Source organism: Haloferax sp. Atlit-12N, from assembly GCF_003383095.1.
Lineage (GTDB): Archaea > Halobacteriota > Halobacteria > Halobacteriales > Haloferacaceae > Haloferax.
Window position 1 is genome coordinate 311,778 of sequence record NZ_PSYW01000002.1, and the last position, 23,221, is coordinate 334,998.

25 protein-coding genes are annotated in these 23,221 nt (G+C 68.4%); 13 read left to right on the forward strand and 12 right to left on the reverse strand.

Translation table 11 applies throughout. The features are described 5' to 3' along the window. Nucleotides 1-14: 14 nt before the first annotated feature. The gene (locus C5B90_RS21205) at nucleotides 15-146 is read right to left on the reverse strand and encodes a hypothetical protein (RefSeq protein WP_255566825.1); all 132 of its coding nucleotides are present in this window, start codon (nucleotides 144-146) and stop codon (nucleotides 15-17) included. Between the two features lie 89 nt (nucleotides 147-235). Here C5B90_RS21205 and C5B90_RS09835 point away from each other — a divergent pair, with 89 nt between their 5' ends. After that, nucleotides 236-2,047 carry a formate/nitrite transporter family protein gene (locus C5B90_RS09835; protein ID WP_115881125.1) on the forward strand — a complete coding sequence of 604 codons (1,812 nt, stop codon included), beginning with the start codon at nucleotides 236-238 and terminating at the stop codon, nucleotides 2,045-2,047. A 114-nt stretch (nucleotides 2,048-2,161) separates the two neighbouring features. Beyond that, nucleotides 2,162-2,794, forward strand: a complete 633-nt coding sequence (locus C5B90_RS09840; protein ID WP_115881127.1) for a DsbA family protein — start codon at nucleotides 2,162-2,164, stop codon at nucleotides 2,792-2,794. A gap of 67 nt (nucleotides 2,795-2,861) precedes the next feature. Here C5B90_RS09840 and C5B90_RS09845 read toward each other — a convergent pair whose 3' ends face one another. From C5B90_RS09845 to C5B90_RS09855, 3 genes are all read right to left on the reverse strand, one after another. After that, entirely contained in the window at nucleotides 2,862-3,290 is a 429-nt protein-coding gene (locus C5B90_RS09845) for a hypothetical protein (RefSeq protein ID WP_115881129.1), read from the reverse strand. A 69-nt stretch (nucleotides 3,291-3,359) separates the two neighbouring features. Then, nucleotides 3,360-4,295, reverse strand: a complete 936-nt coding sequence (locus C5B90_RS09850; RefSeq protein ID WP_115881131.1) for an oxidoreductase — start codon at nucleotides 4,293-4,295, stop codon at nucleotides 3,360-3,362. An 85-nt stretch (nucleotides 4,296-4,380) separates the two neighbouring features. Next, entirely contained in the window at nucleotides 4,381-5,334 is a 954-nt protein-coding gene (locus C5B90_RS09855) for an isoaspartyl peptidase/L-asparaginase (protein ID WP_115881133.1), read from the reverse strand. A 118-nt stretch (nucleotides 5,335-5,452) separates the two neighbouring features. Between C5B90_RS09855 and icd the strand changes: the two genes are divergently transcribed. Then, nucleotides 5,453-6,712 (forward strand): isocitrate dehydrogenase (NADP(+)), encoded by a 1,260-nt coding sequence (gene icd / locus C5B90_RS09860; protein WP_058566981.1) that lies wholly within the window; start codon nucleotides 5,453-5,455, stop codon nucleotides 6,710-6,712. Between the two features lie 169 nt (nucleotides 6,713-6,881). Here icd and C5B90_RS09865 read toward each other — a convergent pair whose 3' ends face one another. From C5B90_RS09865 to C5B90_RS09875, 3 genes are all read right to left on the reverse strand, one after another. After that, nucleotides 6,882-7,337 (reverse strand): hypothetical protein, encoded by a 456-nt coding sequence (locus tag C5B90_RS09865; RefSeq protein ID WP_115881135.1) that lies wholly within the window; start codon nucleotides 7,335-7,337, stop codon nucleotides 6,882-6,884. A gap of 172 nt (nucleotides 7,338-7,509) precedes the next feature. Then, nucleotides 7,510-8,013 (reverse strand): hypothetical protein, encoded by a 504-nt coding sequence (locus C5B90_RS09870; protein ID WP_199517473.1) that lies wholly within the window; start codon nucleotides 8,011-8,013, stop codon nucleotides 7,510-7,512. Nucleotides 8,014-8,258: 245 nt separating this feature from the next. Further along, on the reverse strand, nucleotides 8,259-8,603 hold the full coding sequence (locus C5B90_RS09875; RefSeq protein ID WP_115881139.1) for a cupin domain-containing protein: 345 nt from the start codon (nucleotides 8,601-8,603) through the stop codon (nucleotides 8,259-8,261). Nucleotides 8,604-8,728: 125 nt separating this feature from the next. Here C5B90_RS09875 and C5B90_RS09880 point away from each other — a divergent pair, with 125 nt between their 5' ends. Then, nucleotides 8,729-9,268: a DUF5817 domain-containing protein gene (locus C5B90_RS09880; RefSeq protein ID WP_115881141.1), complete on the forward strand. Its 540-nt coding sequence runs from the start codon at nucleotides 8,729-8,731 to the stop codon at nucleotides 9,266-9,268. A gap of 46 nt (nucleotides 9,269-9,314) precedes the next feature. On the opposite strand, the gene C5B90_RS20555 is transcribed toward C5B90_RS09880, so the two are convergent. Together C5B90_RS20555 and hmgA are read right to left on the reverse strand one after the other, a co-directional pair. Next, nucleotides 9,315-9,464 carry a hypothetical protein gene (locus C5B90_RS20555; protein ID WP_158250836.1) on the reverse strand — a complete coding sequence of 50 codons (150 nt, stop codon included), beginning with the start codon at nucleotides 9,462-9,464 and terminating at the stop codon, nucleotides 9,315-9,317. Between the two features lie 209 nt (nucleotides 9,465-9,673). Next, nucleotides 9,674-10,885: a hydroxymethylglutaryl-CoA reductase (NADPH) gene (gene hmgA, locus C5B90_RS09885; protein ID WP_115881142.1), complete on the reverse strand. Its 1,212-nt coding sequence runs from the start codon at nucleotides 10,883-10,885 to the stop codon at nucleotides 9,674-9,676. Nucleotides 10,886-11,029: 144 nt separating this feature from the next. On the opposite strand from hmgA, the gene C5B90_RS09890 reads away from it, so the two are divergent. From C5B90_RS09890 to C5B90_RS09925, 8 genes are all read left to right on the forward strand, one after another. Next, on the forward strand, nucleotides 11,030-12,634 hold the full coding sequence (locus C5B90_RS09890) for an amidohydrolase (RefSeq protein WP_115881144.1): 1,605 nt from the start codon (nucleotides 11,030-11,032) through the stop codon (nucleotides 12,632-12,634). A gap of 209 nt (nucleotides 12,635-12,843) precedes the next feature. Then, nucleotides 12,844-14,001 (forward strand): quinolinate synthase NadA, encoded by a 1,158-nt coding sequence (gene nadA, locus C5B90_RS09895; protein ID WP_115881146.1) that lies wholly within the window; start codon nucleotides 12,844-12,846, stop codon nucleotides 13,999-14,001. Further along, nucleotides 13,998-15,590: an L-aspartate oxidase gene (locus C5B90_RS09900; protein WP_115881148.1), complete on the forward strand. Its 1,593-nt coding sequence runs from the start codon at nucleotides 13,998-14,000 to the stop codon at nucleotides 15,588-15,590. Before nadA ends, C5B90_RS09900 begins: the two co-directional genes overlap by 4 nt. Further along, nucleotides 15,577-16,383 carry a carboxylating nicotinate-nucleotide diphosphorylase gene (nadC, locus tag C5B90_RS09905; protein ID WP_115881150.1) on the forward strand — a complete coding sequence of 269 codons (807 nt, stop codon included), beginning with the start codon at nucleotides 15,577-15,579 and terminating at the stop codon, nucleotides 16,381-16,383. The genes C5B90_RS09900 and nadC overlap by 14 nt, the downstream gene beginning before the upstream one ends. A gap of 89 nt (nucleotides 16,384-16,472) precedes the next feature. After that, nucleotides 16,473-17,669, forward strand: coding sequence for an MFS transporter (locus tag C5B90_RS09910; protein WP_115881152.1), 1,197 nt, complete (start codon nucleotides 16,473-16,475; stop codon nucleotides 17,667-17,669). Nucleotides 17,670-17,769: 100 nt separating this feature from the next. Next, nucleotides 17,770-18,567, forward strand: coding sequence for an orotidine-5'-phosphate decarboxylase (gene pyrF / locus C5B90_RS09915; protein WP_115881154.1), 798 nt, complete (start codon nucleotides 17,770-17,772; stop codon nucleotides 18,565-18,567). A gap of 90 nt (nucleotides 18,568-18,657) precedes the next feature. Beyond that, complete coding sequence (locus C5B90_RS09920) at nucleotides 18,658-19,248, forward strand: J domain-containing protein (protein WP_115881156.1); 591 nt, start codon at nucleotides 18,658-18,660, stop codon at nucleotides 19,246-19,248. 141 nt (nucleotides 19,249-19,389) lie between these two features. Next, a complete protein-coding gene (locus C5B90_RS09925) occupies nucleotides 19,390-20,994 on the forward strand; it encodes a GTPBP1 family GTP-binding protein (RefSeq protein ID WP_115881158.1) in 1,605 nt (534 codons plus the stop codon). Between the two features lie 39 nt (nucleotides 20,995-21,033). Here the strand turns inward: C5B90_RS09925 and C5B90_RS09930 are convergent, their stop codons facing one another. The 3 genes from C5B90_RS09930 to C5B90_RS09940 all read right to left on the reverse strand — a co-directional run bounded on the left by C5B90_RS09930 (nucleotide 21,034) and on the right by C5B90_RS09940 (nucleotide 22,889). Further along, nucleotides 21,034-21,525, reverse strand: a complete 492-nt coding sequence (locus C5B90_RS09930; RefSeq protein WP_115881160.1) for a hypothetical protein — start codon at nucleotides 21,523-21,525, stop codon at nucleotides 21,034-21,036. Beyond that, entirely contained in the window at nucleotides 21,522-22,454 is a 933-nt protein-coding gene (gene mch, locus C5B90_RS09935) for a methenyltetrahydromethanopterin cyclohydrolase (RefSeq protein WP_115881162.1), read from the reverse strand. The genes C5B90_RS09930 and mch overlap by 4 nt, the downstream gene beginning before the upstream one ends. A 120-nt stretch (nucleotides 22,455-22,574) precedes the next feature. Next, complete coding sequence (locus C5B90_RS09940; protein ID WP_004062408.1) at nucleotides 22,575-22,889, reverse strand: MTH1187 family thiamine-binding protein; 315 nt, start codon at nucleotides 22,887-22,889, stop codon at nucleotides 22,575-22,577. A 105-nt stretch (nucleotides 22,890-22,994) separates the two neighbouring features. On the opposite strand from C5B90_RS09940, the gene C5B90_RS09945 reads away from it, so the two are divergent. Further along, nucleotides 22,995-23,162 carry a hypothetical protein gene (locus tag C5B90_RS09945; protein WP_233194354.1) on the forward strand — a complete coding sequence of 56 codons (168 nt, stop codon included), beginning with the start codon at nucleotides 22,995-22,997 and terminating at the stop codon, nucleotides 23,160-23,162. The last annotated feature ends 59 nt before the right edge of the window (nucleotides 23,163-23,221 follow it).

Sequence of the window (23,221 nt, forward strand, 5' to 3'; positions counted from 1 at the left end):
GGGCGGGTCGGGAATCAGTGCGAGAACTTGCGGTCCTTCGTGGGGTCTTCGACGACGACCCACCAGCGAGCGTCCTCCTTGGGGTGGCGGCGCTCGACGTGTTCGTCGAGTCGCTCGCCGGTGTCGAAACCGCGACCGCAGAGCATAGATGACTACCCACCTCCGACGCGACCGAACTGTTGCAGACGGCCTGAACCGGTACGTTTAGAACGGTTTATTCGAAAAACACCGCTCAATGACAGACCCCGAGACGACGGAGCTCGACGAGTCAGTTCGCGAGGCCGTCGAACGGTCACGAAGCGGCGCACCGGCGGTCGGTTCGGTGGTTCGCGACCGGTTTTCGTCCGACGAGGTGTTTCAGCGCATCGTCGCCGCCGCGGACGAGGAGATAACCTCCGGCGCGCGGGAACTGTTCTTCAGCGCCCTCGCGGCGGGGTTCGCGATTACGATTACGTTCCTCCTCTACGTCTCGATGAAAGCGTCGACCGGCGGCGACCCGGTGCTGAGTGCGATGCTCTACCCGCTCGGATTCATCTACATCATCATCGGGGGCTATCAGCTCTACACCGAGAACACGCTCCCGCCGGTCGCGTTGACGCTGGAGCGGTTGGCCAGTATCCCCGCGCTCTTGCGTAATTGGGTCGTCGTCCTCGCGGGGAACCTCTTCGGCGGGACGCTCGGCGCGGCCGCCCTCGCCTTCGGCGGCGTCCTCTCGCCGGAAGCCGCGAACGCGGCCCTCGAACTCGCCCAGAAGGGCGTCGAGACGCCCTGGTGGAGTCTCTTCTTCAAGGCCGCGTTCGCCGGCCTCATCGTCGCCGGCGTCGTCTGGGTCACCTTCGCCGCCCGCGACACTATCTCCCGTCTCGTCGTCGTCTACCTCGCGTTCCTCGCGGTTCCGCTCGGCGGACTCTTCCACGTCGTCGTCTCCTATACTGAGATGGTCTATCTCGTGATGAACGGCCAGTTGGCGTTCCTCGTCGGACTGACCGAGTTCGTCGTCCCCGTACTCTTGGGCAACACCTTCGGCGGCGTCGTCCTCGTCACCGTCGTCAACTACTTCCAGACGACGGAAAACCGGTTAGAATCCGCTCGTTTCGAGGGCGCGAAACGGCAGCTCTCGATTCGTGAGTGGGTGCTGGGTGGACTCGCCGGTCGGTCGTACGTCCCGCTCATCGAGACCGAAGAGGGAACCGACGACCACCCGGACTCCTACCGGGTCGTCGTCCCCATCGCGAACCCGCGGACCGAGTCGCACGTCGTCGAATTCGCCTGCGCGCTCGCGAAGTCGAAAGAAGACGCCATCGTCGACATCGTCCACGTGGTGCAAGTCCCCTCGCGCGTCTCGCAACGCTACGGCGCCGCACAGAACCAACGGATTATCTCACACTCCAACGAGCAGCTCGAAGACGCCCGCGAACGCGCCGCCGGCTACGACATCGAAGCCCGGACGTCGACCGTCGTCTCACACCGCTCGTTCGAGGAGATTTTCACCGTCGCCCGCCGCAAAGACGCGGACCTCGTCATCATGGGCTGGAGCAACGACCGAATCTGGGCAGGAGGACGTGCAGAACGGACGATGAGCGAGTTGACGAGTCGCCTGCCCTGTGATTTCCTCGTCCTCAACGACCGGAACTACGACACCAGTCGACTCCTCTTGCCGACGGTCGATAGCCCCCACTCGGCGCTCAGCGCCGAGGTCGCGAAGTCCCTCCAGTCGACCCTCGGGTCGGAGGTGACGCTCCTCCACGTCGTCGACGGCCCGGACGACCGCGAACGGGGCGAGGCGTTCCTCTCCGACTGGGCGACCGAACACGACCTTCAGGACGCGACGCGAATCGTCGACGACTCCGGCGACATCGAACGAGCCATCGCCGACCGGGCCGACAGCCACTCGATGGTGCTGATGGGCGCGACCGAACAGGGCCTTCTCACTCGACTCCTGACCGACTCGCTGCACCTCGACGTGGTCAACGACACTGACCACGCGGTTCTCTTGGTGGAACGCGCCACCGACCGAAGCCTCAGACAGCGCCTGTTCGGCCGCTGAGGCGGTCGGCTCCTCTTCTCGCGGTCGATTCCGCCCCGCTCTCAGTCGCGACGACGTTCGAACTGGTCGCCACCGACCGCGTCGCTTTTGTAACCGTAGGAGAGACAAATGCGCATGAGCTCAGACGCCGACCAGGCGATAACGGTCTACTCGGACTACGTGTGTCCCTTCTGCTATCTCGGGAGGCAGTCCCTGTCGCAGTATCAAGAGACGAGAGACGAGGAACTCGACATCGACTGGCATCCGTTCGACCTGCGGAGTCAGAAGCGTCGCCCCGATGGAAGCATCGACTTCTCGGTCGACGACGGGAAAGACGAAGACTACTACGAGCAAGCGAAGCAGGGAGTCCGTCGGTTACAAGAGCGGTACGACGTCGAGATGACCCTGGACCTCGGGACCGACGTGGACTCGCTTCCGGCGCAAATCGTCTCGTACTACTTGACGGGACACGCCGACTACGAGACGTGGCTCGCGTTCGACGAGGCGGTTTTCGAGGCGCTCTGGCAGGACGGCAGAGACATCGGCGACGAGGCGGTGCTCGTCGAACTCGCCGAATCGGTGGGCGTCGACGGCGAGGAAGTCGCGTCCGCGCTCGACGACGACACGCTTCGGACCGAAGTGCGCGAACGATTTCGTGAGGCCCAGCAGCACGGCGTCACCGGTGTTCCAACCTTCGCATACGAGGGCTACGCCGCGCGAGGAGCGGTTCCGCCGGAGCAGCTAGAGCGACTCGTCGAGGGAGTGTAGACACGGGACGAGCGACGAACGGGACCGACAGCGCTCGAAGAGTCGTTGCGCCAGCCGGCGAGTCGGTTCACCCGGCGGTGTTCGTTTCGAGCATCCGGCGGAGCGCGACTTCCATCTCCTCGAACTCGGAGAGTTCGAGTTCGTCGGTGGTGACGATGACGCCGCGGTCGCCGCTGACGACGCGGCCGACGAAGCCGTCCGAGAAGACGCGGAGGGTGAACTCGTACTCGCCGAAGTCGGGGGTCGCGCCGGACGTGCCGTCGCTGTAGGTCTCTCGCGGGCCGAACCCGGTGCGCTCGCTCTCGACGAGTTCGGACTTGGCGGCGCGCGCCGCGGCCTCGTCGCCGTCGTAGAGGTCCCGTCGGACGTACAGCACGCCGAAGTCGTCGCGGGTGAAGTGGACGACGCTTCGGAGGGAGTCTCCGAGGGTCGTTCGGCAGGTGGAGACGAGAGCGTCGGCGACGCTCTCGGTGATTGTCGGTATTGATTCGGTCACGGGAGTAGATAGCACGTCGCAGTATTTGGCCGTCTCGCCTCCCGGCGCTCGTCCGAGACGGTTCGGGAGTCAGGCCAGTCGGAACCGCGTGTCGGTGAGTTCCTCCGACACGTCCCAGAGTCGGGCGGCGGTCTCGGGGTCTCTGGCGCGGTCGCTCGGTTCCGCGATGCCGGGGTTGCCGCGCATGCCGAACAGCCCCTGCGGGCCGACGTACTCCCCGCTTTCGACGGCCGGCGAGGTTGCGGCGTACAGGAGCGGGAGCGCGCCCATCTCCGCCGACTGGGCGAATATCGCGTTGCCGAGTTTGCTCATCCAGTACCGGAGCGTCGACCCGGAGGCCTCGGGGCCGCGGAACTGGAGGTTAGTAGCGGCGTAACCGGGGTGTGCGCCCACGCTCAGCACGTCGTCGATGCCCGCGGCGGTCAGTCGGCGGTCGAGTTCGAACGCGAAAAGCAGGTTCGAGAGCTTGCTCTGGGCGTAGGCGTCCCACTCGTCGTAGTCGCGTTCGCCCTGCAGGTCGTCGAAGTCCATCCGGCCGCGCTCGTGGAGGCCGCTCGACATCGTGACGAGTCGCGTCTCGCCGGGCGTGTCGCGGAGCGTCGGGAACAGGCGGGCGCTCAGGGCGAAGTGGCCGAGGTGGTTCACCCCGAACTGCGTCTCGAAGCCCTGTGCGGTCTCCCGTCGGGGGATGGCCATCACGCCGGCGTTGTTGCAGAGGGCGTGCAGCGACCCGTGTTCGGCGGCGAACTCGTCGGCGAACCGCCGGACTGAGTCGAGGTCGGCGAGGTCGAGTTCCGAGAGGGTCAGCGAGGCCGCCGGCACCGAGTCGCGGATGTCGGCCATCGCGTCCTCGCCGCGGTCGAGGCTCCGGCAGGCCATGACGACGTGCGCGCCCTTCTCGGCGAACATGCGCGTCGCTTCGAAGCCGAGGCCGCTGTTCGCGCCGGTGACGACGACGGTCTTCCCCGAGAGGTCGGGGGCGTCGGCCGCGGTCCAATCGCTCATGGGGGCCTCCAAGGACTGAATCGAGTAAACCGTGGCGACGACGGCCAGCGCGACCGGAACGCGGTCGCCGCCGGCCGCGACGACCTCACTTCGACGCGGTGCTGGTCTGCATCCCGTCGGAGTTGTACGCCGAGCCGAAGCCCTCGTCGTCGAGGAGGATGATGCCCGCCGACGACCCGGTGAGTTCGCCGAACTCCTCGATGGCGAGGTCGGCCGCGGTCTGGGCGTCACAGCCGCGTTCGAGGTGGCCGACCGCGCGGCGCGCGAGCGTCACGCGCGCGATGTCTTCACCTGCTCCCGTGGTCGACGCGCCGCCGGCCGGGGAGGCGTAGAAGCCCGAGCCGATCTGCGGCACGTCGCCGACGCGGCCGGCGAGGGCGAACCAGCGGCCGCCGGTCGAGGTCGCGGAGGCGAACGTCTCGCCGTCGGTGGCGACCGCCCCGACCGTGTCGTGGCCGGGAAGGCGAGCATCGCGAGCCGAGCGGCCACTGCTTGCTGAGGTTCCCTCGTTCGTCGGGAGGTAGCCGTCACTCGCCTCGGCCGTCGGGTCGCTCGTGCTGCCGCCGAACCGGTCGGCGAGCCACGCGAGGTGTTCGCTGGGCGAGCCATCGGGGGCGTCCGCGTTCTCCCAGCGCTCGCGGGTCTCGTCGGTGAAGAGGTCGACGCCGGTCTCGACGCCCGCATCGGCGGCGAAGTCGACCGCCGGTTCGCCCGTCAGGAGGACGTGCGGGGTGTCTTCGAGGACCGCCCGCGCGACGGAGACAGCGTGTTCGACGCCCTCCATGCCGGAGGCCGCGCCGACGCAGCGGTCGCTGAGCATGACGCCCGCGTCGGTGCGGACGACGCCGTCGGACTGGACCGCGCCGCCGACGCCGGCGTTGAATCGGTGGTCCGATTCGAGGACGCGGACCGCGGTCTCGACCGCCGAAAGCGGGTCGGATTCGCTCGCGCCCGCGTCGGCCGCGTCGTCCAAGACGGCCTGTCTGGGTTCCGGTTCGCCGGGGATACCGCCGGCACCGCCGTGGAGGATAATTCGCATACGAGGGTGTCTTCGGAGCGTGGTCCTAAACGTATCGACCGATGAATGGAGCGATACTTGCACTTCGCCGTCGATAACGGCAGGACTTTTACACCGCACTGGAAAACCCAAATTGTTCATGAGCTACGACCAGATTGAGGTTCCGGACGACGGCGAGAAAATCACGGTCGACGAGGAGACGGGCGAGCTCTCCGTCCCCGACAACCCGATTATTCCGATCATCCACGGCGACGGAATCGGAACGGACGTCGGCCCCGCCGCGCAGAAGGTCCTCGACGCCGCCGCCGAGGCGACCGGCCGCTCTGTCTCTTGGATGCGCGTCTACGCCGGTTCGTCCGCCCGCGACAAGTACGACGAGAACCTCCCGGAAGACACGGTAAGCGCCATTCGCAACCACCGCGTCGCAATCAAGGGCCCGCTCACGACGCCCGTCGGCGCCGGCTTCCGCTCGCTCAACGTCGCGCTCCGGAAGAAGCTCGACCTCTACGCGAACGTCCGCCCGACCTACCACCTCGACGGCGTCCCGTCGCCCGTCAAGAACCCCTCGGCGATGGACATGGTCACGTTCCGCGAGAACACCGAAGACGTGTACGCCGGCATCGAGTGGGAAGCCGGCACCGACGAGGTCCAGCAGGTCAAGGAGTTCGTCGAAGAGGAGATGGGCGCCACGGGCGTCATCCACGACGGCCCCGTCGGCATCGGCATCAAGCCTATCACCGAGTTCGGGACGAAGCGCCTCGTCCGCGAGGCCATCGAGTACGCCCTCGAAAACGACCGCGACTCCGTCACCCTCGTCCACAAGGGTAACATCATGAAGTTCACCGAGGGCGCGTTCCGCGACTGGGGCTACGAACTCGCCGAAGAGGAGTTCGGCGACGTCACCATCACGGAAGACGAACTCTGGGAGGAGTACGACGGCGAGAAGCCCGAGGACAAGGTCGTCGTCAAGGACCGCATCGCGGACAACATGCTCCAGCAGCTTCTGACGCGCACCGCCGACTACGACGTCATCGCCACGATGAACCTCAACGGCGACTACATGTCCGACGCCGCCGGCGCGCAGATCGGTGGCCTCGGCATCGCCCCCGGCGCGAACTTCGGCGAAGGCCTCTGTCTCGCAGAGCCCGTCCACGGCTCCGCGCCCAAGTACGCCGGCGAGGACAAGGTCAACCCGACCGCGATGATTCTCTCCGGCCGTCTCATGTTCGAGTACATGGGCTGGAAGGACGCCGGTAAGCTCATCCGCGACGCCGTCGAGAAGACCATCTCGGACGGCGACGTGACCTACGACCTCGAACGTCAGATCGAGGGCGGCAACAAGCTTGCCACGAGCGAGTACGCCGACAAGGTCGTCGAGAACATCAACGAACTCGCGTAGAGCGCTTCTCTAACTCGCGCGGTTACACCGCGCGAACATCAACGAGCTGGCCTAAGCCAGTTCGTTGAGCAGCCAGAAATCTTCGATTTCTGGATACATTCAGGAACTCGCGTAAGCGAACACACCACTTCTCTCTCGCGGCACCGACGCCGCACTCGTTTCGCGCCGACTACAGTCGATTCGGGTCTCGCCAGCGTTGAATCCGGTTCCACAGGGGTCTGACGACGCCGAAGACGACCGCACCGGCGGTGTCGGCGACGATGTCGACGCCTGTGTCTTCCAAGTAGACCGAACGCGGCCATTCGACCCAGAAGCCGGTGAACAGACGCTCGTACACCTCGAACCACGTGCCGATGGCGGCGACGGCCATCGGGAGAACGACGAGGAGCGCGAACCGCGAGTGGAGCAGGCGGGGGTTGAGGACGTAGAGGACCGCCGCGACGCCGAACCCGGAGGCGGCGTGGACGAGGATGTCCCACCACCAGATGCGGGTGTAGAGAAACAGCGCCATGCTCGTGAAGTGCGTCGCAGTAACGACCCCTCCGAACACCGCGACGACGGCCATCTCTCGGGGTCGCTCTTCCCACCCGGCAAGCACCATCTCGTCCCAAGTGCGCCTCAGCATGCGCGGGGAGATGCGCGGGTCGCGCCGAGTGCGGTGAGGAGGGTCGGTGCCGGGGCTGCTGCGAGCGGAAGCATAGACGAGAGATAGGACATCATCGATATGTACGTTATCCCGACGGAGCAACACGTTTGGGGTTAAATTAACCCCGCCGACGGGGGTATCACGGTCGAACTCAGCGGTTCTTCGGGCGGTCGTCGTTCGCCTTCTCGCCGCCGTCGGAGCGGAGGTGACCGGCTGAGGGCGGCGAGTCGCCGCGGGGGGCGTCCGACCGCGCCCGCGACCTGAGGACGCCCTCGACGAGGACGAAAAAGCCGAGGCCGCCGACCACGTCGACCACGAGGTCAATCGCGGTGTCCTCGAGGTAGTAGGCCATCGACCAGCCCCACCAGAAGTCCTTGAACAGGTACTCGTACACCTCGAAGCCCGCGCCGATGGCGAGGATGATGCCACCGACGACGACTGGAGCGCGAGCGCCCCGGAAGGTCCGCGGGAACACGAGGAACAACACGCCCGCGACGCCGAAGCCCGAAAGCGAGTGAGTGAGTACGTCCCACCACCAGATTCTCGTGTAGATATCGTACGCAAGCCCGCCGAAGTGGAGCGCGCTGACGACCGCCGCCCAGACGCCGACGAACACCCACAGCCACGGCTCGCGTGCGAGTTTCGAGTGACTCATGGTCGCTCGCCGCTCGGCGGGGTATCCGGGGTGTTCGACGCGCCGGGCGCTATCCATGGAGGAAGTACGCGGGGGGAGGGCATAGTTAGGGACTACCGTCTACCGAATGGTGACACTGTATTGATAAATGCTTTCTCCTCATATGTTTTGACTGAACTATCTAGATAGAAGACGCCTTAGAGGCACTCAAACCAGTCAAAACAATCGAAACGGTGTCTCTAACGGATGGCAGTTCGCGCTCGGCGTCAGTCCAGCCACGGCGGGTTCTCCCGCGGCGGCGAGAACACGTCGATGCCGACGACGGTCTCGTCGCCGCGGTTCTCTGCGCCGTGGGGTTCGCCGCCCGCGAGCGAGTAGGCGTCGCCGGGGCCGACGACGACTTCCTCGCCCTCGTCGCCGACGAGGAACGTCAGTTCGCCGGCGACGATGTAGCCGACCTGCTCGTGGGGGTGGTCGTGAACCGGGACGGCCGCGCCGGGTTCGATGCGGAAGTGCTGGACGTTCATCTGTTCCCCGCCCGCGAGGAGCGAGAGGGAGACGCCGTCGGCCGCCTCGGCGGACGGCGCGTCGTCGATTGAAACTCGGTCCATGGTGGCAAGCCACAGGGAACGGAGATAAATCCGCCGGGGAGACGCCGCGGGGGGCGTCACCGCGAGGAGTCCGCGTTCGCTCGCGCTCCCGAACGTTCAAATCCGACGCCGCGGAACATCGGCGCATGTACGCGGTCGTGGGGTGTACGGACTGCGCGAACATGTGGCTGCTTTCTGACCCCGACGGGTCGAAGACGGCGACGTGTCCGCGGTGCGGCAGACGACACCAGACGAAGAAGCTCCGGCGCTTCTTCGAGTCCGACGACAGGGACGCGGCGCGGCAGGCGCGCTCGGCGCTGTTGGCGAAGAAACACGGCGACAGCGAGGCGTTCGCGCAGGTCGAACACGTCTCGGAACTCGACCGGCGAGTCGAGGAGTCGGGCGTCGACGACCGGGAGTACCTCGAAGGTTCGGGGCTCGACGCCGACGAGGTGTTCGAGGCGGGCGAGTCCGCCGCGCGTGGCCGGAACTCGTCGTCGGGGTCGCCCGACCGCCTGACGGTCGTCCGCGAGGCGATACGCGATGGCGACCGGCCGACCGAGGAGGAAATCGTCGCGACCGCGGTCGAACGCGGCGTCCCGGAGGACCGCGCCCGCGACCTGCTCGACAAACTCCGGCGGCGCGGCGAGGTGTCGGAGTCACGGGGCCGACACCGGTTGGTCTGAGCGTCGCGGCGGGCGAGCGGTGAGACCGGGCGCGAGCGCGGGTACTTCAGAGCGCGCCGAGGAGCTTCGCCACGGTCAGCGCGGAGGCGACGACGCCGAGGGCCAACTTCACCAGCCTGAGCGCGAGCGCCAATCGCCGCGCGTCGTCGTACTCGTCGGGCGATTCGGGGTCGGTACTGCGTGTGGAGACGGGCATGGGAGGGGACGGGTTGTGGACACGCCCGCGGGTGCTCCCCGACGGACGCGTTTTCATCGTTTCCGCGGAAACGGAATAAACGCGAGCCACGGGTGCGGGGTGAAAGTGAAAGTAAACAGAAAGATGCGAATACACTGGTATAGTCCGGGAGCGCGCTGAGAAACGCAATTCAGCTGTGTCCGGTACCGGCGAAACTGAAACCGGTCGAGTTACCGGCCGAGTTCGGCGTGGGCACTGGAGAGGTGCCGCGAGGCGAGCGCGGAGAGGAGCGAGAGTTCGCCCGCGAGCGAGCCGACGGCGATGCACTCGGCGAGGGCGTCGGCGTTGGAGCCGGCGGGGTCGCCGCCACCGCTGACGCCGAGGATATCGAGGCCCTCGGACTGCGTCGGGAGCTTCGTGCCGCCGCCGACGGTGCCGACTTCGAGGGAAGCGATGGAGACCGAGACGTAGAGGTCGCCGTCCTGCACCTCGGCGGTCGTGATGGCGTTCGCGCCCTCGACGACCTGCGCCTCGTCCTGTCCGGTGGCGAGAAACATCGCGGCGACGACGTTGGCGACGTGGGCGTTGAAACCGAGGCTCGCGGCCTTCGCAGAGCCGACGAGGTTCTTACGGGTGTTGAGTTCCGCGACCGCTTCGGGCGTGGTGTGCAGGCGCGCTTCGACGACTTCGCGCGGGATGCGCACGTCGGCGGTGACGCTCCGGCCGCGGCCCTCGACGGCGTTGATGGCGGCGGGCTTCTTGTCGGTACAGAGGTTGCCCGAGAGGGCGACGAGCGAGGCGGTCGTCTCTGCTTCGACGACGCCGCAGGCGGCCTCGGTGGCGATGGTGGCCATGTTCATCCCCATCGCGTCTTTGGTGTCGTAGCGGAATCGCAGGTACACCGAGTTGCCGACGACGTACGGGGTCACGTCGAGAAGTTCGCCGTGGTTCGTCGTCTCCTCGGCGGCCTCCTTCAGCGCCGCGAAGTTGTCGCGGACCCACGAGACGAGCGCCTCGGCCTCGGCCACGTCGGCGACGCGGAACACCGGCGCGCGGGTCATCCCGGACTTGAGGACGCGAGCGGTCGCGCCGCCGGCGCTGTTGATGACCGAACAGCCGCGGTTGACCGACGCGAGGAGCGCGCCCTCGGTGGTCGCGAGCGGGAGGTACTTCTCGCCGGCGACGGAGCCACCGTCGACGCTGACGGGGCCGGCGACGCCCATCGGAACCTGAATCGCGCCGACCATGTTCTCGATGGCCGACTCGGCGGCCTCCGCGGGGAAGCCGTAGTTCCCGACCGCGTCGAGCGACGCGCCGGACTGCGATTCGACGAGCAACCGGCGCGCCTCGGCGGCGGTGTCGGCGTCGGCGTGCGCTTCGAGTTCGTGGAGGCGGAGTTCGCCCTCCCGAACGCGGTCGGCGAGGGACGCGGCGTCTGTCATGCTCCGACGTTTCCCGCGCCGGCCCTAACGCGTTCCGGTTCTTTCAACGGTCGCGGTCGGTCTCCGTTCGAGACCGTCTGGCCACCGCCCGACCACCCCGTCGCCTCCCGAACCGTTTTGCCCTCCCGCGCCGGGGTCGAAGGTATGACCGCGGCAGCGGACCTCGTACTGACGAACGCGGAGGTACACACCCTCGGGTCGCCCGACGAGACGCACGAAGCCGTCGCCGTTCGCGACGGTGAGGTTGTCCGCGTCGGCCGTGCCTTCGACGTGGAACTGCTCGCCGGCGTCGAGACGCGAGTCGTCGACTGCGGCGGCCGCGTCGTCCTTCCCGGCTTCATCGACGCCCACACGCACCTCCCGATGGTCGGCCGGTCGCTCGTCCACGCCGACCTCTCCGCCGCCGACTCCGCGGCGGAGGCGGTCGAACTGCTCCGCGAGCGGGCCGTCGAGGTCGAATCCGACGACGACACCGACTGGGTGCTCGGCTACGGCTACGACGAGAGCACGTGGGACGAATCAAGATACCTCACCCGCGACGACCTCGACGCCGTCTCCGAGTCGCTTCCCGTGGTCGCCTTCCGCGAGGACCTTCACACCGCCGGCGTCAACTCGGTCGTCCTCGACCACTACGTCGACGAGATGCCCTACTCGGGCGTCCAGACCGCCGGGGGCGACGGCGATGGCGGCGATGGCGACACCGGCGAGCCGACGGGTGTCGTGGTCGAAGGCGCGGTCGACGTGCTCCGCGAGGCAACCGAGCCGGGGCGCGAGGAGATGGCGGAACTCGTCCGCGCGGCGCAGTCGTACGCGACCGCCCGCGGCGTCACCGGCGTCCACGACATGGTCCGCGGCTCCCGCGCGCCCGAGGTCTACCGCGACCTCGCCGACGCCGGCGAACTGGCTCTCCGCGTCCGCATCAACTACTGGTCCGACCACCTCGACGCGCTCCGCGAGGTCGGCCTGCGGACGAACCACGGGGGCGGGAGCCGCCGCGACCTCGTCACCGTCGGCGCGATAAAGACGTTCACCGACGGGAGCTTCGGTGGACGGACCGCGAAGCTCACCGACCCCTACGCCGACGCCGCGGCGGACCCCGAGGCGGCCGACGACGAGACGGGCCAGTGGGTCGTCGCCCCCGAGGAACTCCGTGACCTCGTCGCCGACGCGGACGAGTCGGGCTATCAACTCACCGCGCACGCCATCGGCGACGCGGCCATCGACGCGGTGCTCGACGCGTACGAGGAGACCGACGACCCCGGCGCGGCCCGCCATCGGGTCGAACACGTTGAACTCGCGTCCGACGAGGCCATCGAGCGGTTCGCCGAGTTGGGCGTCGTCGCCTCAGTCCAGCCGAACTTCCTGAAGTGGGCCGACGAGGGCGGCCTCTACGACGCCCGCCTCAGCGAGCGACGCCTGCGAACCAATCGCTACCGCGACCTGCTCGACGCCGGGGTCGACCTCGCGTTCGGAAGCGACTGCATGCCGCTCGGGCCGCTGCTCGGCGTCGACCTCGCCACCGACCACCCGAACCCCGACCAGTCGCTCACCGTCACCGAGGCGCTTCGGGCGTACACCTCCGGCGCGGCCTACGCCGGGTTCGACGAGGACCGACTGGGAACCGTCACGGTCGGGAGCGCCGCTGACCTCGTCGTCCTCGATGAGTCACCGTGGGAGACCGACTCGATTCGTGACATTGCAGTCTCGATGACCGTCGTGGACGGTCGCGTCGTCTTCGAACGCGACTGAACGAATAATCGCCATCGACCGGGAGATTCCTTCGAATAAAATTGTTCTTCAACCGAGTAGACGACGTTCACGGGTTCTGAATCCAATTAGGCCAAGGTACCACCGACCAATCGATTCTATAGAGAATCTTTACGGATGGGTGTCGAGTATTGAAGAAAAATATTTTTCAATAAGGGCCGATGATTGGACTTCCACCGTGGTGACCAATCGTGGTTGAATTACAGTCGGTCGGGTTCGAGTCGGAGCTCAGTCTGTTCAAATACGACACGCTCGAACAGCTTCCGGAGAGCCACCGCGACCTCGACGAGGCCGCTCGCTCCCGGCGAATCGCCGCCGCCCGCGAGGAGCTCGGCGACCGAGTCATCGTGCTCGGACACAACTACCAGCGACGCGAAATCGTCGAGCACGCGGACTTCGTCGGCGACTCCTACGAACTCTCGAAGCGCGCCGCCGAGTCGGACGCCGAGTACGTCGTCTTCGCCGGCGTGACGTTCATGGCCGAGAGCGCGGACATCATCACCGACGACGACCAGACGGTGATCCTCCCGTCGATGGAGGCGTCGTGCCCGATGGCCGGGATGGCCGAGGCCGTGCAGGTCGACTCCGCGTGGGAGACGCTCGTCGAGGAGTCCGGCGGCAAGGACATCATCCCCGTGACGTACATGAACTCCTACGCCGACCTGAAGGCCTTTTGCGCCTCCCACGGCGGGCTCATCTGCACCTCCTCGAACGCCGCCGACGCCTTCGAGTGGGCCTTCGAGCGCGGCGACGCCGTGCTGTTCCTGCCCGACAAGCACCTCGGGCGCAACACGGCCGACGACCTCGGCATCGACGAGGTCGTCGAGTGGGACCCGTGGGCCGGCGACGTGGCCGAGTCGATGGGCGCTGCCGACGAGGTGGAACCCGATATCCCGGACCTCGGCGACGCCGAGGTCATCCTCTGGGACGGCTACTGTCAGGTCCACGAGCGCTTCCGCGTCGACCACGTCGAGGAGGCGCAGGCCGACGGCGCGAAGGTCGTCGCCCACCCCGAGTGCCGCCCGAGCGTCGTCGCGGCCGCCGACGAAGTCGGCTCCACGAGCCACATCTGCGACGTCATCGAGAACGCCGACCCCGGCGAGACGTGGGCCATCGGCACCGAGGTCCACCTCGCGCGACACCTCGCGCGCTGGCACCCCGAGGTCGACGTGCGACCCCTCTGCGGCGACGCCTGCATGGACTGCAACGCCATGCGGCAGGTCGACCCCAACTACCTGACGTGGGTGCTCGAAGAACTCGCCGCGGGCCGCGAACCCAACGTCGTCGAGGTCGCGCCCGAGGAGAAGGAACTCGCCGCGGTCGCGCTCGACCGCATGCTCGACCTATGAAGGCCGACGTGCTCGTCGTCGGCTCCGGCATCGCTGGCTGTGCCGCGGCCCTCGCTGCCGCCCGCGAGGGGGCCGACGTGCTCGTCGTCACGAAGGCGACCGAACCCGAGGACGCCGCGTCCGACTGGGCGCAGGGCGGCATCGCCGTCACCCAGTCCGCGCCCGAGGAGTTCGCCGCCGATATCCGCCGGGCGAGCGACGGCACCGCCGACCCCGAGGCCGTCGAGACGCTCGTCTCCGAGTCCCGCGCCGTCGTCGAGGACGTGCTCTTGGACACGCTCGAAGTCGAGTTCGACGCGGTGGGAGACGGTACTGACGCTGACGCCGACGCAGATACCTTCGACCTCGCCCGCGAGGCGGGCCACTCCAGCCGCCGCATCCTCCACGTCGACGCCAGCACCGGCGCGCACGTCCTCCGGCCGTTCCTAAAGCACCTCTCGGCCCGCGACGGCGTGCGAATCATGGAGGACGCGACGGCCCTCGACCTCCTGACCGAGGAGGGGACTGTCCGCGGCGCGACCGTCCTCGCGGATGGCGAGGTCGAACCGGTGTTCGCCGGGGCGACCGTCCTCGCCACTGGCGGCATCGGCGACTGCTACGCCCGGTCAACCAACCCCGCGGGCGCGACCGGCGACGGCGTGGCGATGGCCGCGCTCGCCGGCGCGACCGTCTCGGACATGCAGTACGTCCAGTTCCACCCGACGGCGTACGACCCCCGGACTGACCCCCAGGCCGACGACGCGCAACCGTTTCTCGTCAGCGAAGCCGTTCGCGGCGAGGGCGCGGCCCTGCGCGACGCCGACGGCCGCCGATTCATGCCTGACGTGCACGAAGACGCCGAACTCGCCCCCCGAGACGTGGTCGCCCGCGCCGTCTCTCGCGCCCGCGACCGAACCGGCCGCGTCGTCCTCGACGTGTCCGACCTCGACTTCCGGGAGGAGTTCCCCGACCTCGCGGCGCTGTGCGACGACCGCGGCGTCGACCTCGACGCCGGCATCCCCGTCGCGCCGAGCGAGCACTTCCTTTGCGGCGGCGTCGCCGTCGACGACCGCGGCAGGACCTCGCTGTCCCGCCTGTTCGCCGCCGGCGAGTGCGCCCGCACCGGCGTCCACGGCGCGAACCGACTCGCCTCGACCAGCCTGCTCGAAGGGCTCGTCTGGGGCGTCCGCGCCGGCGAGACCGCGGCCGACCGGGGCCGCGGCGACGCCGAGGCCGTCGAGTACGCGCCGCCGCGCGACTCCGACCCGGCGCTGCCCGACGCCTTCGCCGACACGAAGTTCGACCGCCTCGGGCGGACGATGGACGAGTTCGTCGGCATCGAGCGCACCCCCGACGGGCTCGGGACCGCGCGGGCGCGGCTCCGCCGCCTGAAAGGCGAGGTCGACGCCTACGCCCGCACCCGCGTCTCGCGGTCCATCTATGAACTCCGGAACGCCTGCGTTTCGTCGCTCCTCGTCGCCCGCGCGGCCGCCGACGCGCCGTCGGCCGGCTGCCACTCGCTGGTCGACCCGGACGGACGCGATGGATGCGAGGAAAGCGAGGAGAGCGACGACGCCGGACGGGGGGTGACCCCGAGTGCTGACGACTGAGACCGTCGAGCGCTGGCTGGCCGAGGACGTGGGCCACCGCGACGTGACGAACGACGTGCCCGGCGACACCACCGGACGACTCGTGGCGAAGGAGCCGGCGGTCGCCGCCGGTCTCGACGCCGCCGTCGCCGTCTTCGACTACCTCGGCGTAGAGGCCGAGCAAGCGGTCGAGGCCGGCGACGCGGTCGAACCGGGTGACGTGGTTCTCCGCGTCGAAGGCGACGCCCGGAACGTCCTCCGCGGCGAGCGCGTCGCCGCCAACGTCGTCGGCCACGCCTCCGGCGTCGCCACCACGACTCGCGAAGCCGTCAATACCGCCCGCGAGGTTTCGGACTCGGTTCGGGTCGCCGCGACCCGCAAGACCACGCCCGGCCTCCGCGGCGTCGAAAAGCGCGCCGTCGTCGCCGGCGGCGGCGACACCCACCGCCTCACGCTCTCGGGGATGGTGATGGTCAAGGACAACCACGTCGCAGAACTCGGGCTGGAGGAGGCGGTCCGCCGCTTCGCCGAGCGCAAGTCGTTCGCGACGAAGCTCGAAGTCGAAGTCGAGACACCCGAGATGGGCGAGCGCGCCGCGGCCGCCGGGGCCGACATCGTCCTGTTCGACAACCTCCCGCCCGAGGCGGTCCGCGAGGGCGTCTCCCAACTCCCCGAAGGCGTCATCTCGGAGGCCAGCGGGGGCATCACGCTGGAGACGCTCCCCGACTACGCCGACACCGGCGTCGACGTAGTCTCGATGGGCTGGCTCACCCACAGTGCACCGAGTTCGGACTTCTCCTTCCGAACCGGGTGAGAGACGGGCGTCGGCCCCGACTCGGACACCGTACCGTCGCAGGCGGTCGAATCCACACGTTCTTTGGGCCGTGTCGAGACGGTGGGACGATGACTTCGTGGCCCGTCGCCGCCCGCCTGCGTTCCCCGGTCGCGAAGTACTACGCGTACAAGACGACCGAGTTCGTCTCCTTCACGGCCGCCATCTGGATTCTGTTCGTCCGCTCGCGCGACCTCTCGTTCGCCGAGGTGGGCGCGCTCAACAGCGTCTGGTGGCTCGCGCTCGTCGCGGCCGAGATACCGACCGGCTACCTCGGCGACCGACTGGGTCGCCGGAGCGCGATGGCCTTCGGCACGGCCATCATCGCCGTCTCGACCGCGGCGATGGGCCTGTCGGAGACGTTCCTCCAACTCGCGGTCGTCTACGGCGCGTGGGCCGTCGGCCAGACGTTCCGGTCCGGCAGCGACGACGCGTGGCTCTACGACCTCCTCGCTGAGACCGACGAGACTCACGAGTTCGCCGCCGTTCGCGGGCGCGCCACCGGCGTCGGCCTCGCAATCGGCGCGGTGACGACCCTCGCCGGGGGACTCCTCGCCGACGCGACGAACTACGCGGTTCCCTTCTTCGCCACTGCCGCGGTGACGGCGCTGGGCGTCCCGATTCTGCTGTCGGTCCCCGAGACCGGAGCCAACGGCGGCGACTTCACGCCGCGGACGGCGCTTCGGGTCATCCGCGAAAAGCTCTCGCGCCCGCCGCTCCGCGGCTTCGTCGCCTACTTCGCGCTCCTGTTCGGCGTCGCCAACATGGTGTACATCTTCGACCAGCCGATTCTTCGCGACGTGGCGCTCGACCTCGGCGTCCCCGCGTCGGCGACGAACACCGCCGTCAGCGCCTCTTACGCGCTGTTCTCGCTCGTCGCGGCCGCCGCGACGTTCCGCGCCGGGTGGGTCGAAGCCCGGGTCGGCGTCCGTCGGTGGTTCCTCGCCTCGCCGGTCGTGCTCGCGGTCGCCTACGCGTCGGTCCCGCTTTTCGGGCCGCTGGCCTTCCCCGCGTTCGCGGTCGCCCGCGGCGTCACGAACGTCTCGTCCGTCCTCGGGAACCAGTACGTCAACGACCGGGTGGACTCGGTCGGGCGTGCGACCGTCCTCTCGGCCGCCGGGATGCTCTACTCGCTCGCTGTCGTCCCGTTCGAACTCGCCGGCGGGGTCGTCGCCGACGCCCTCTCGCCGGCCGGCGCGCTCGCCCTCTTCGGCGGGGTGCTCGTCGTCGGTGCGGGCCTCTTGTGGACGGTCGAGCGACCCGTCTGAGGGCTGTTCGGGGTGTGGCTGCCAGCCTCGGTGCGCGGGAGGCCCCGCCACCCACGCCGAAGGGAAAACCCCTTACTCCCGGTCGTCGCACTCGCGGGCAATGGGCTTCTTCGACGACCTCCGCGACCGCATCGAGGCGACAGACAGCGTCGTCTCGGTCGGCCTCGACGCCGACATCGACCGCATCCCCGACCACCTGCTCGACAAGGACCTGCCGCGCTGGGCGTTCAACCGCCGTATCATCGACGCGACTCACGAACACGCCGCGGCGTTCAAGCCGAACGCGGCGTTCTACGAGGACGAAGACGGCTGGCGTTCCCTGCGCGAGACCATCGCCTACGCCCACGGGAAGGGCGTGCCGGTCCTGCTGGACGCCAAGCGCGCCGACATCGGCAACACGACCCGCAAGTACGCCGACCTGCTTGACGACGCCGACGCCATCACGGTCAACCCCTACATGGGTCGCGACTCCATCCAGCCGTTCCTCTCGCGGGCCGACAAGGGCGTGTTCGTCCTCTGCCGCACCTCGAACCCCGGCGGCTCGGACCTCCAGTCGCTCGAACTCGACTCGGGCGAACCCCTCTACGAGCGCGTCGCCGCGCTCTGCGACCTCTGGAACGAACACGGGAACGTCGGCCTCGTCGTCGGCGCGACCGGTCCCGACGAACTGGAACACCTCCGCGAACAGGTGCCCGACCTGCCGTTTCTCGTCCCCGGCGTGGGGGCGCAGGGCGGCGATGCCGAGGCCGCCGTCGAGTTCGGCCTCGCCGACGGCGTCGGCCTCGTGAACTCCTCGCGCGGCATCATCTTCGCCGGCGAGGACGACGGCGAGCAGTTCGACAAGGCCGCCGGACAGGCGGCGAAGCGCCTCAAAAAGCGGCTGAACCAGTACCGCTGAGCCGACGCCAGCGGTCGATTTTTCTGGCTGCTCCGTCCGGCAGTCGCCGCCCGGCGAGACGTTTACCACCGTGCGAACCTAACTGCGCCCGTGGATCGAGACCGACTCGTCATGGGGCTCGCGGCGGTGTTCGCGGGAATCACCATGCTCCTCGTCGTGTTGGCGTTCGCCTACCGACAGCTCTTGTTGCTGTTCGTCGCCGTCCCCTTCGGCGCGACGACGTACTTCATGTACGCCCACGTCAGCGGCCGCCTCGAAGAGCGGTTCCGCCGGACGCGCGTCCGCGCCGACGCCGGACGCGGCGGGTTCGGCTTCCGGTCAGAGCGACGGCGAGGCGACCGCCGGGAGACCGGCGGCTTCGGTGCGGGCCCCCGCGGCGACCCCCAAGAGGGACCTCGAGCCGGGCGATTCGGCCCTAACGCCGGTCCCGACGGCGGATTCGACGGTGGTCGGCGAAGGCGGCGCGCCCGCGACGGAAGCGGGACGCGAGTCCGCCCGCCGCGGCGCGGTATGAGTCGGCAGAAAGCCCTCGAAACGCTCGACCTCGACGACGACGCCTCCGAAGACGAGGTGAAAGCGGCCTACCGGAAGCGAGTCAAGGAGACCCATCCGGACTCGAAGACCGGCGACGAGGAGGCGTTCAAGCGCGTCAACCGCGCCTACGAGCGCCTGACCGAGTAACGCGTTTTCTTTTTCATCCGCATTCGACCGCCACGAGCCCCGACGAGCGCCCCCGCGTCGGTTCTGTCTCGATTGCGGTACGTTCTCATGGCAATCGCTACCGCGGAAAGCGTTTTCACGGTCGGTTTCCTACCCGCTTCCATGAGCGCGGATCGGGCTCTCTTGGACGAGGCCCTCGAGCGCGGTGAGGAAGAAGGCGGAAACGTCGAGTTCAAAGAACGCCTCACCCGCGCCGTTCACCTGTCCGACGGCCGGATGGAGTCGCTCGCGGCGCAACTCAGACACCGAGTGCTCTCCGGCGACGGCGTGGCGACCTACGTGGTCGGCGTCACCGACGACGGCGGCATCGCCGGCATCCCGCCGGACGACTTCTCCGAGACCATGGACGTGCTGTCGCTTCTGGCCGAAGAGGCCGGGGCGCACATCGAAGACGTGGAGACGTGGGGCGTCGGCGACTCGGCCGAACGCGGCCTCGTCGGTGTCGCGACCATCCGCGAGGGCGCGATGCTCGACGTGGACGACGACCACATCGTCGTCGGCACCGCGGGCCACGTCGACCACGGCAAGTCCACCCTCGTCGGGTCGCTCGTGACCGGACAGGCCGACAACGGCAACGGCGGCACGCGGTCGTTCCTCGACGTACAGCCCCACGAGGTCGAACGCGGCCTGTCGGCGGACCTCTCGTACGCCGTCTACGGCTTTTCCGACGACGGGCCGGTCCACATGCGCAACCCGCACCGGAAGTCCGACCGGGCGCAAATCGTCCAAGAGGCCGACCGGCTGGTGTCGTTCGTCGACACTGTGGGCCACGAGCCGTGGCTCCGGACGACGATTCGCGGCCTCGTCGGCCAGCGCCTCGACTACGGCCTGCTCGTCGTCGCCGCCGACGACGGCCCGACGCGGACGACCCGCGAACACCTCGGCATCCTGCTCGCGATGGAGCTTCCGACGGTCGTCGCCATCACGAAGGTCGACGCCGTCTCCGAGGAGCGCGCCGCCGAGGTCGAACGCGAGGTCGAACGGCTCCTCCGCGACGTGGGTCGAACGCCCCTGAGCGTCGAGCGCCACGGCGTCGACGCTGCGGTCGACGAAATAAGCGAGTCGGTCGTCCCGCTGTTCCTGACGAGCGCGGTCACGATGGACGGCCTCGGCGACCTCGACCGGCTGTTCGAGTCGCTCCCGAAGCGCAGCGCCGCCGAGGGCGACTTCAAGATGTACATCGACCGGACTTACTCGGTCACGGGCGTCGGCGCGGTCGCCTCCGGCACGGTCAACTCCGGGGCGGTCGAAGCCGGCGACAAACTGCTCTTGGGGCCGATGTCCGACGGCGAGTTCCGCGAGGTCGAGGTCCGCTCCATCGAGATGCACTACCACCGGGTCGACCGGGCCAACGCCGGCCGCATCGTCGGTATCGCCCTCAAGGGCGTCCGCGAGTCCGAAATCGAACGCGGGATGGTGCTCCTCCCGGCCGACTCGGAGCCAACGGCAGTCCGCGAGTTCGAAGCCGACGTGATGGTGCTCAACCACCCGACGCGGATTCAGGAGGGCTACGAGCCGGTCGTCCACCTCGAAACCATCTCCGAGGCGGCCGTCTTCCACCCCGACGGCGGGCGACTCCTGCCCGGCGACACCGGGACGACCCGCGTGGAGTTCAAGTTCCGGCCGTACTTCGTCGAGGAGGGCCAGCGATTCGTCTTCCGCGAGGGCCGGTCCAAGGGCGTCGGAACCGTGACGAAAGTCGATTAAAACAGTACGGGCGGCGCTCCGGTTCGTTCCCGCCGACGGTCAGCCCGAGTTCTCGACTGCGACGTAGCCGTCCGATTTTCTCGCCGCCGCGCCGAACAGCACCGCCCAGTCGAGTAGGCGGGCGACTCTGTCGCGCCAGCGCGACTCCCACCCCTCCGGGTCGCGGTGGCGCTCCCAGTTCGGGACGGTCGGCTCGAACGCGTCGAACACCGCGTCCGCCGACTTCGGCTCGTCGTCGAGGGCGTCGAGCGCTTCGAGCGCGCCGAAGACGCGTTTCTCGAAGGCGGCCCGCAAGTCGTCCTGCGTCGGGTCGTCGCGGACGCGCTCGAAGCCGCGGCTCACTTCGCGGGCGAGCCCGAGCGACTGGCAGAACACGAGCCAGTCGCGGCCCTCGTCGGGCGTCACGTCGAGCCGCTCGGCGACGCGCCCGCAACAGTCGTCTTCGGAGCCGGGAATCAGCGGGACGGCGCGGTGGGCGTCCCACAGCCGGTCGAGGGAGTCCGGCGCGGGTGGGACCGGCTTGCGCCTCACAGTCCGAACGAGTCGGCGAGCACGTCCTCGTCGGTCTCGCCGAGGGTGTACGTCGGGCCGTTGACCACGTCGACCGTGACCTGCGCGGGGCCGAACACGTCGGGGTCGACCTCGCCGAAGTCCCAGTCGGCGTCTTCGAACAGCTGCTCGAACGGGACGCCGTAGTCGGACCCGGCCGTGGAAATCGCGCGGTCGAAGTCGTCGAAGTCCTCGCTGACGGTGACGTGGACGCGCCCGCCGTAGGCGACGGCGTCGTTCGTCCGACCCATGGCGACGCTCTCGTCGTAGCTGACGGGTGCGAGCGGGGCGGAGCCGTTGATAGAGAGTATATTCGTCGGGTCGTAGCCCGCCTCGAAGAGGTTGAACACGGCGAGTTCGGCGGCGCGGGCCGCGCCCGTGACGCTCCCGACGAGCGAGCCGGTCGCGTAGGTCGGCAGGAAGATGGCGCTCGGTTCGAGGCCGGTCGTCTCCGCGACGTGTTCTGCGACCTCGTCGGTCGGGAGGTCGATGCTCTCGACCGAGAGGACCGTCAGGTCGAACTCGTCGTAGTAGCCGAGGTGGTGGAACTCCTCTTCTTCGCCGACCAGCGCGCGGGCCGGGCCCGAGCCGAGGCCGTCGAAGTCGTCGAAAGCGAGCTCCCAGCCGGCCTTCTGCGAGCAGAGGAGGGCCAGCGCGGGGCGGTCGGTGGAGAGTTCGACGTGCGGGCGGGGCGTGCCGGCGACCTCGCCCATCCGCGTCTGTACCGTGGCGAGACCCGCGGTCTGAATCTCCGCGAGGAGCATCCCCGCTTCGACACCGCCGTCGGCGTCGACGCCGAAGTCGATGACCGTCGCGCCCGAGTCGAGTTCGTAGCCCTCGATGCCGAGTTCCCCGGCGAAGTCGAGCGCCTCGTCGACCAGTTCGATGGCCATCCGATTGATGCTGTCCATGCGAGGCGATTGCGCGCCTTCGGCTAAAGGGTTTGTCAGTCACCCACCGCTACGGGTCGCGTGGACGTGTCTCGTGTCTCGCGTGGCGGAAACGCACGCGGGCCACCGCGGCCCGCGAATCTACTCGCGGTCGCTTCTGGCTTCTCGCCCGAGGTGGGCTTCGACGGCGTCGACCTTGTCGGCGGCCGTCTGGTCTTTCGTGCGCTTGTCGTCTATCTTCAGGAACGTGCTCACTCGGTCGCCGTCGACCGCCTTGTGGGCCGCGCCGACCGCCGCGAGCAGTTCGTCGATGTCGTCGGCCTCGATGACCGTTCCCATCGGGTTCGTCTCGTAGGACACCTCGAAGTCGTCGAGGGCCGCGACCGCCTTGGCGACCTCGCCCGACATGCTCCCTTCGACGACCGGTGCGACGCTCAACATGGCGATGACTGTCATGGTCGAACCCACGCGCCACGCGGTAGTAAAACGGAGTGGACCGAGACAGTCGATTCGATGACGGAACCGACGAGGCTATCTCCTCGAACAGCCACAGATTCCGATATGTTCCAGAGCGAACTCACTCGGATGGCACTCGTCGCAGGGGCGAACGTCGTCGGCGGGGTGACCCTCGGCTCGGCCATCGGTGGAACGGTCGGCTACGCGGTGGAGTGGACCGCAACAGGAGCTATCTTGGGGCTGGCGGTCGCCGTCTTCGCCGCCCGGAGATAGCCGCCTCCGCATTCCCGACTTGGCAGCGCATCGCGCTTTTCTCGTCGGCCGACGTATCA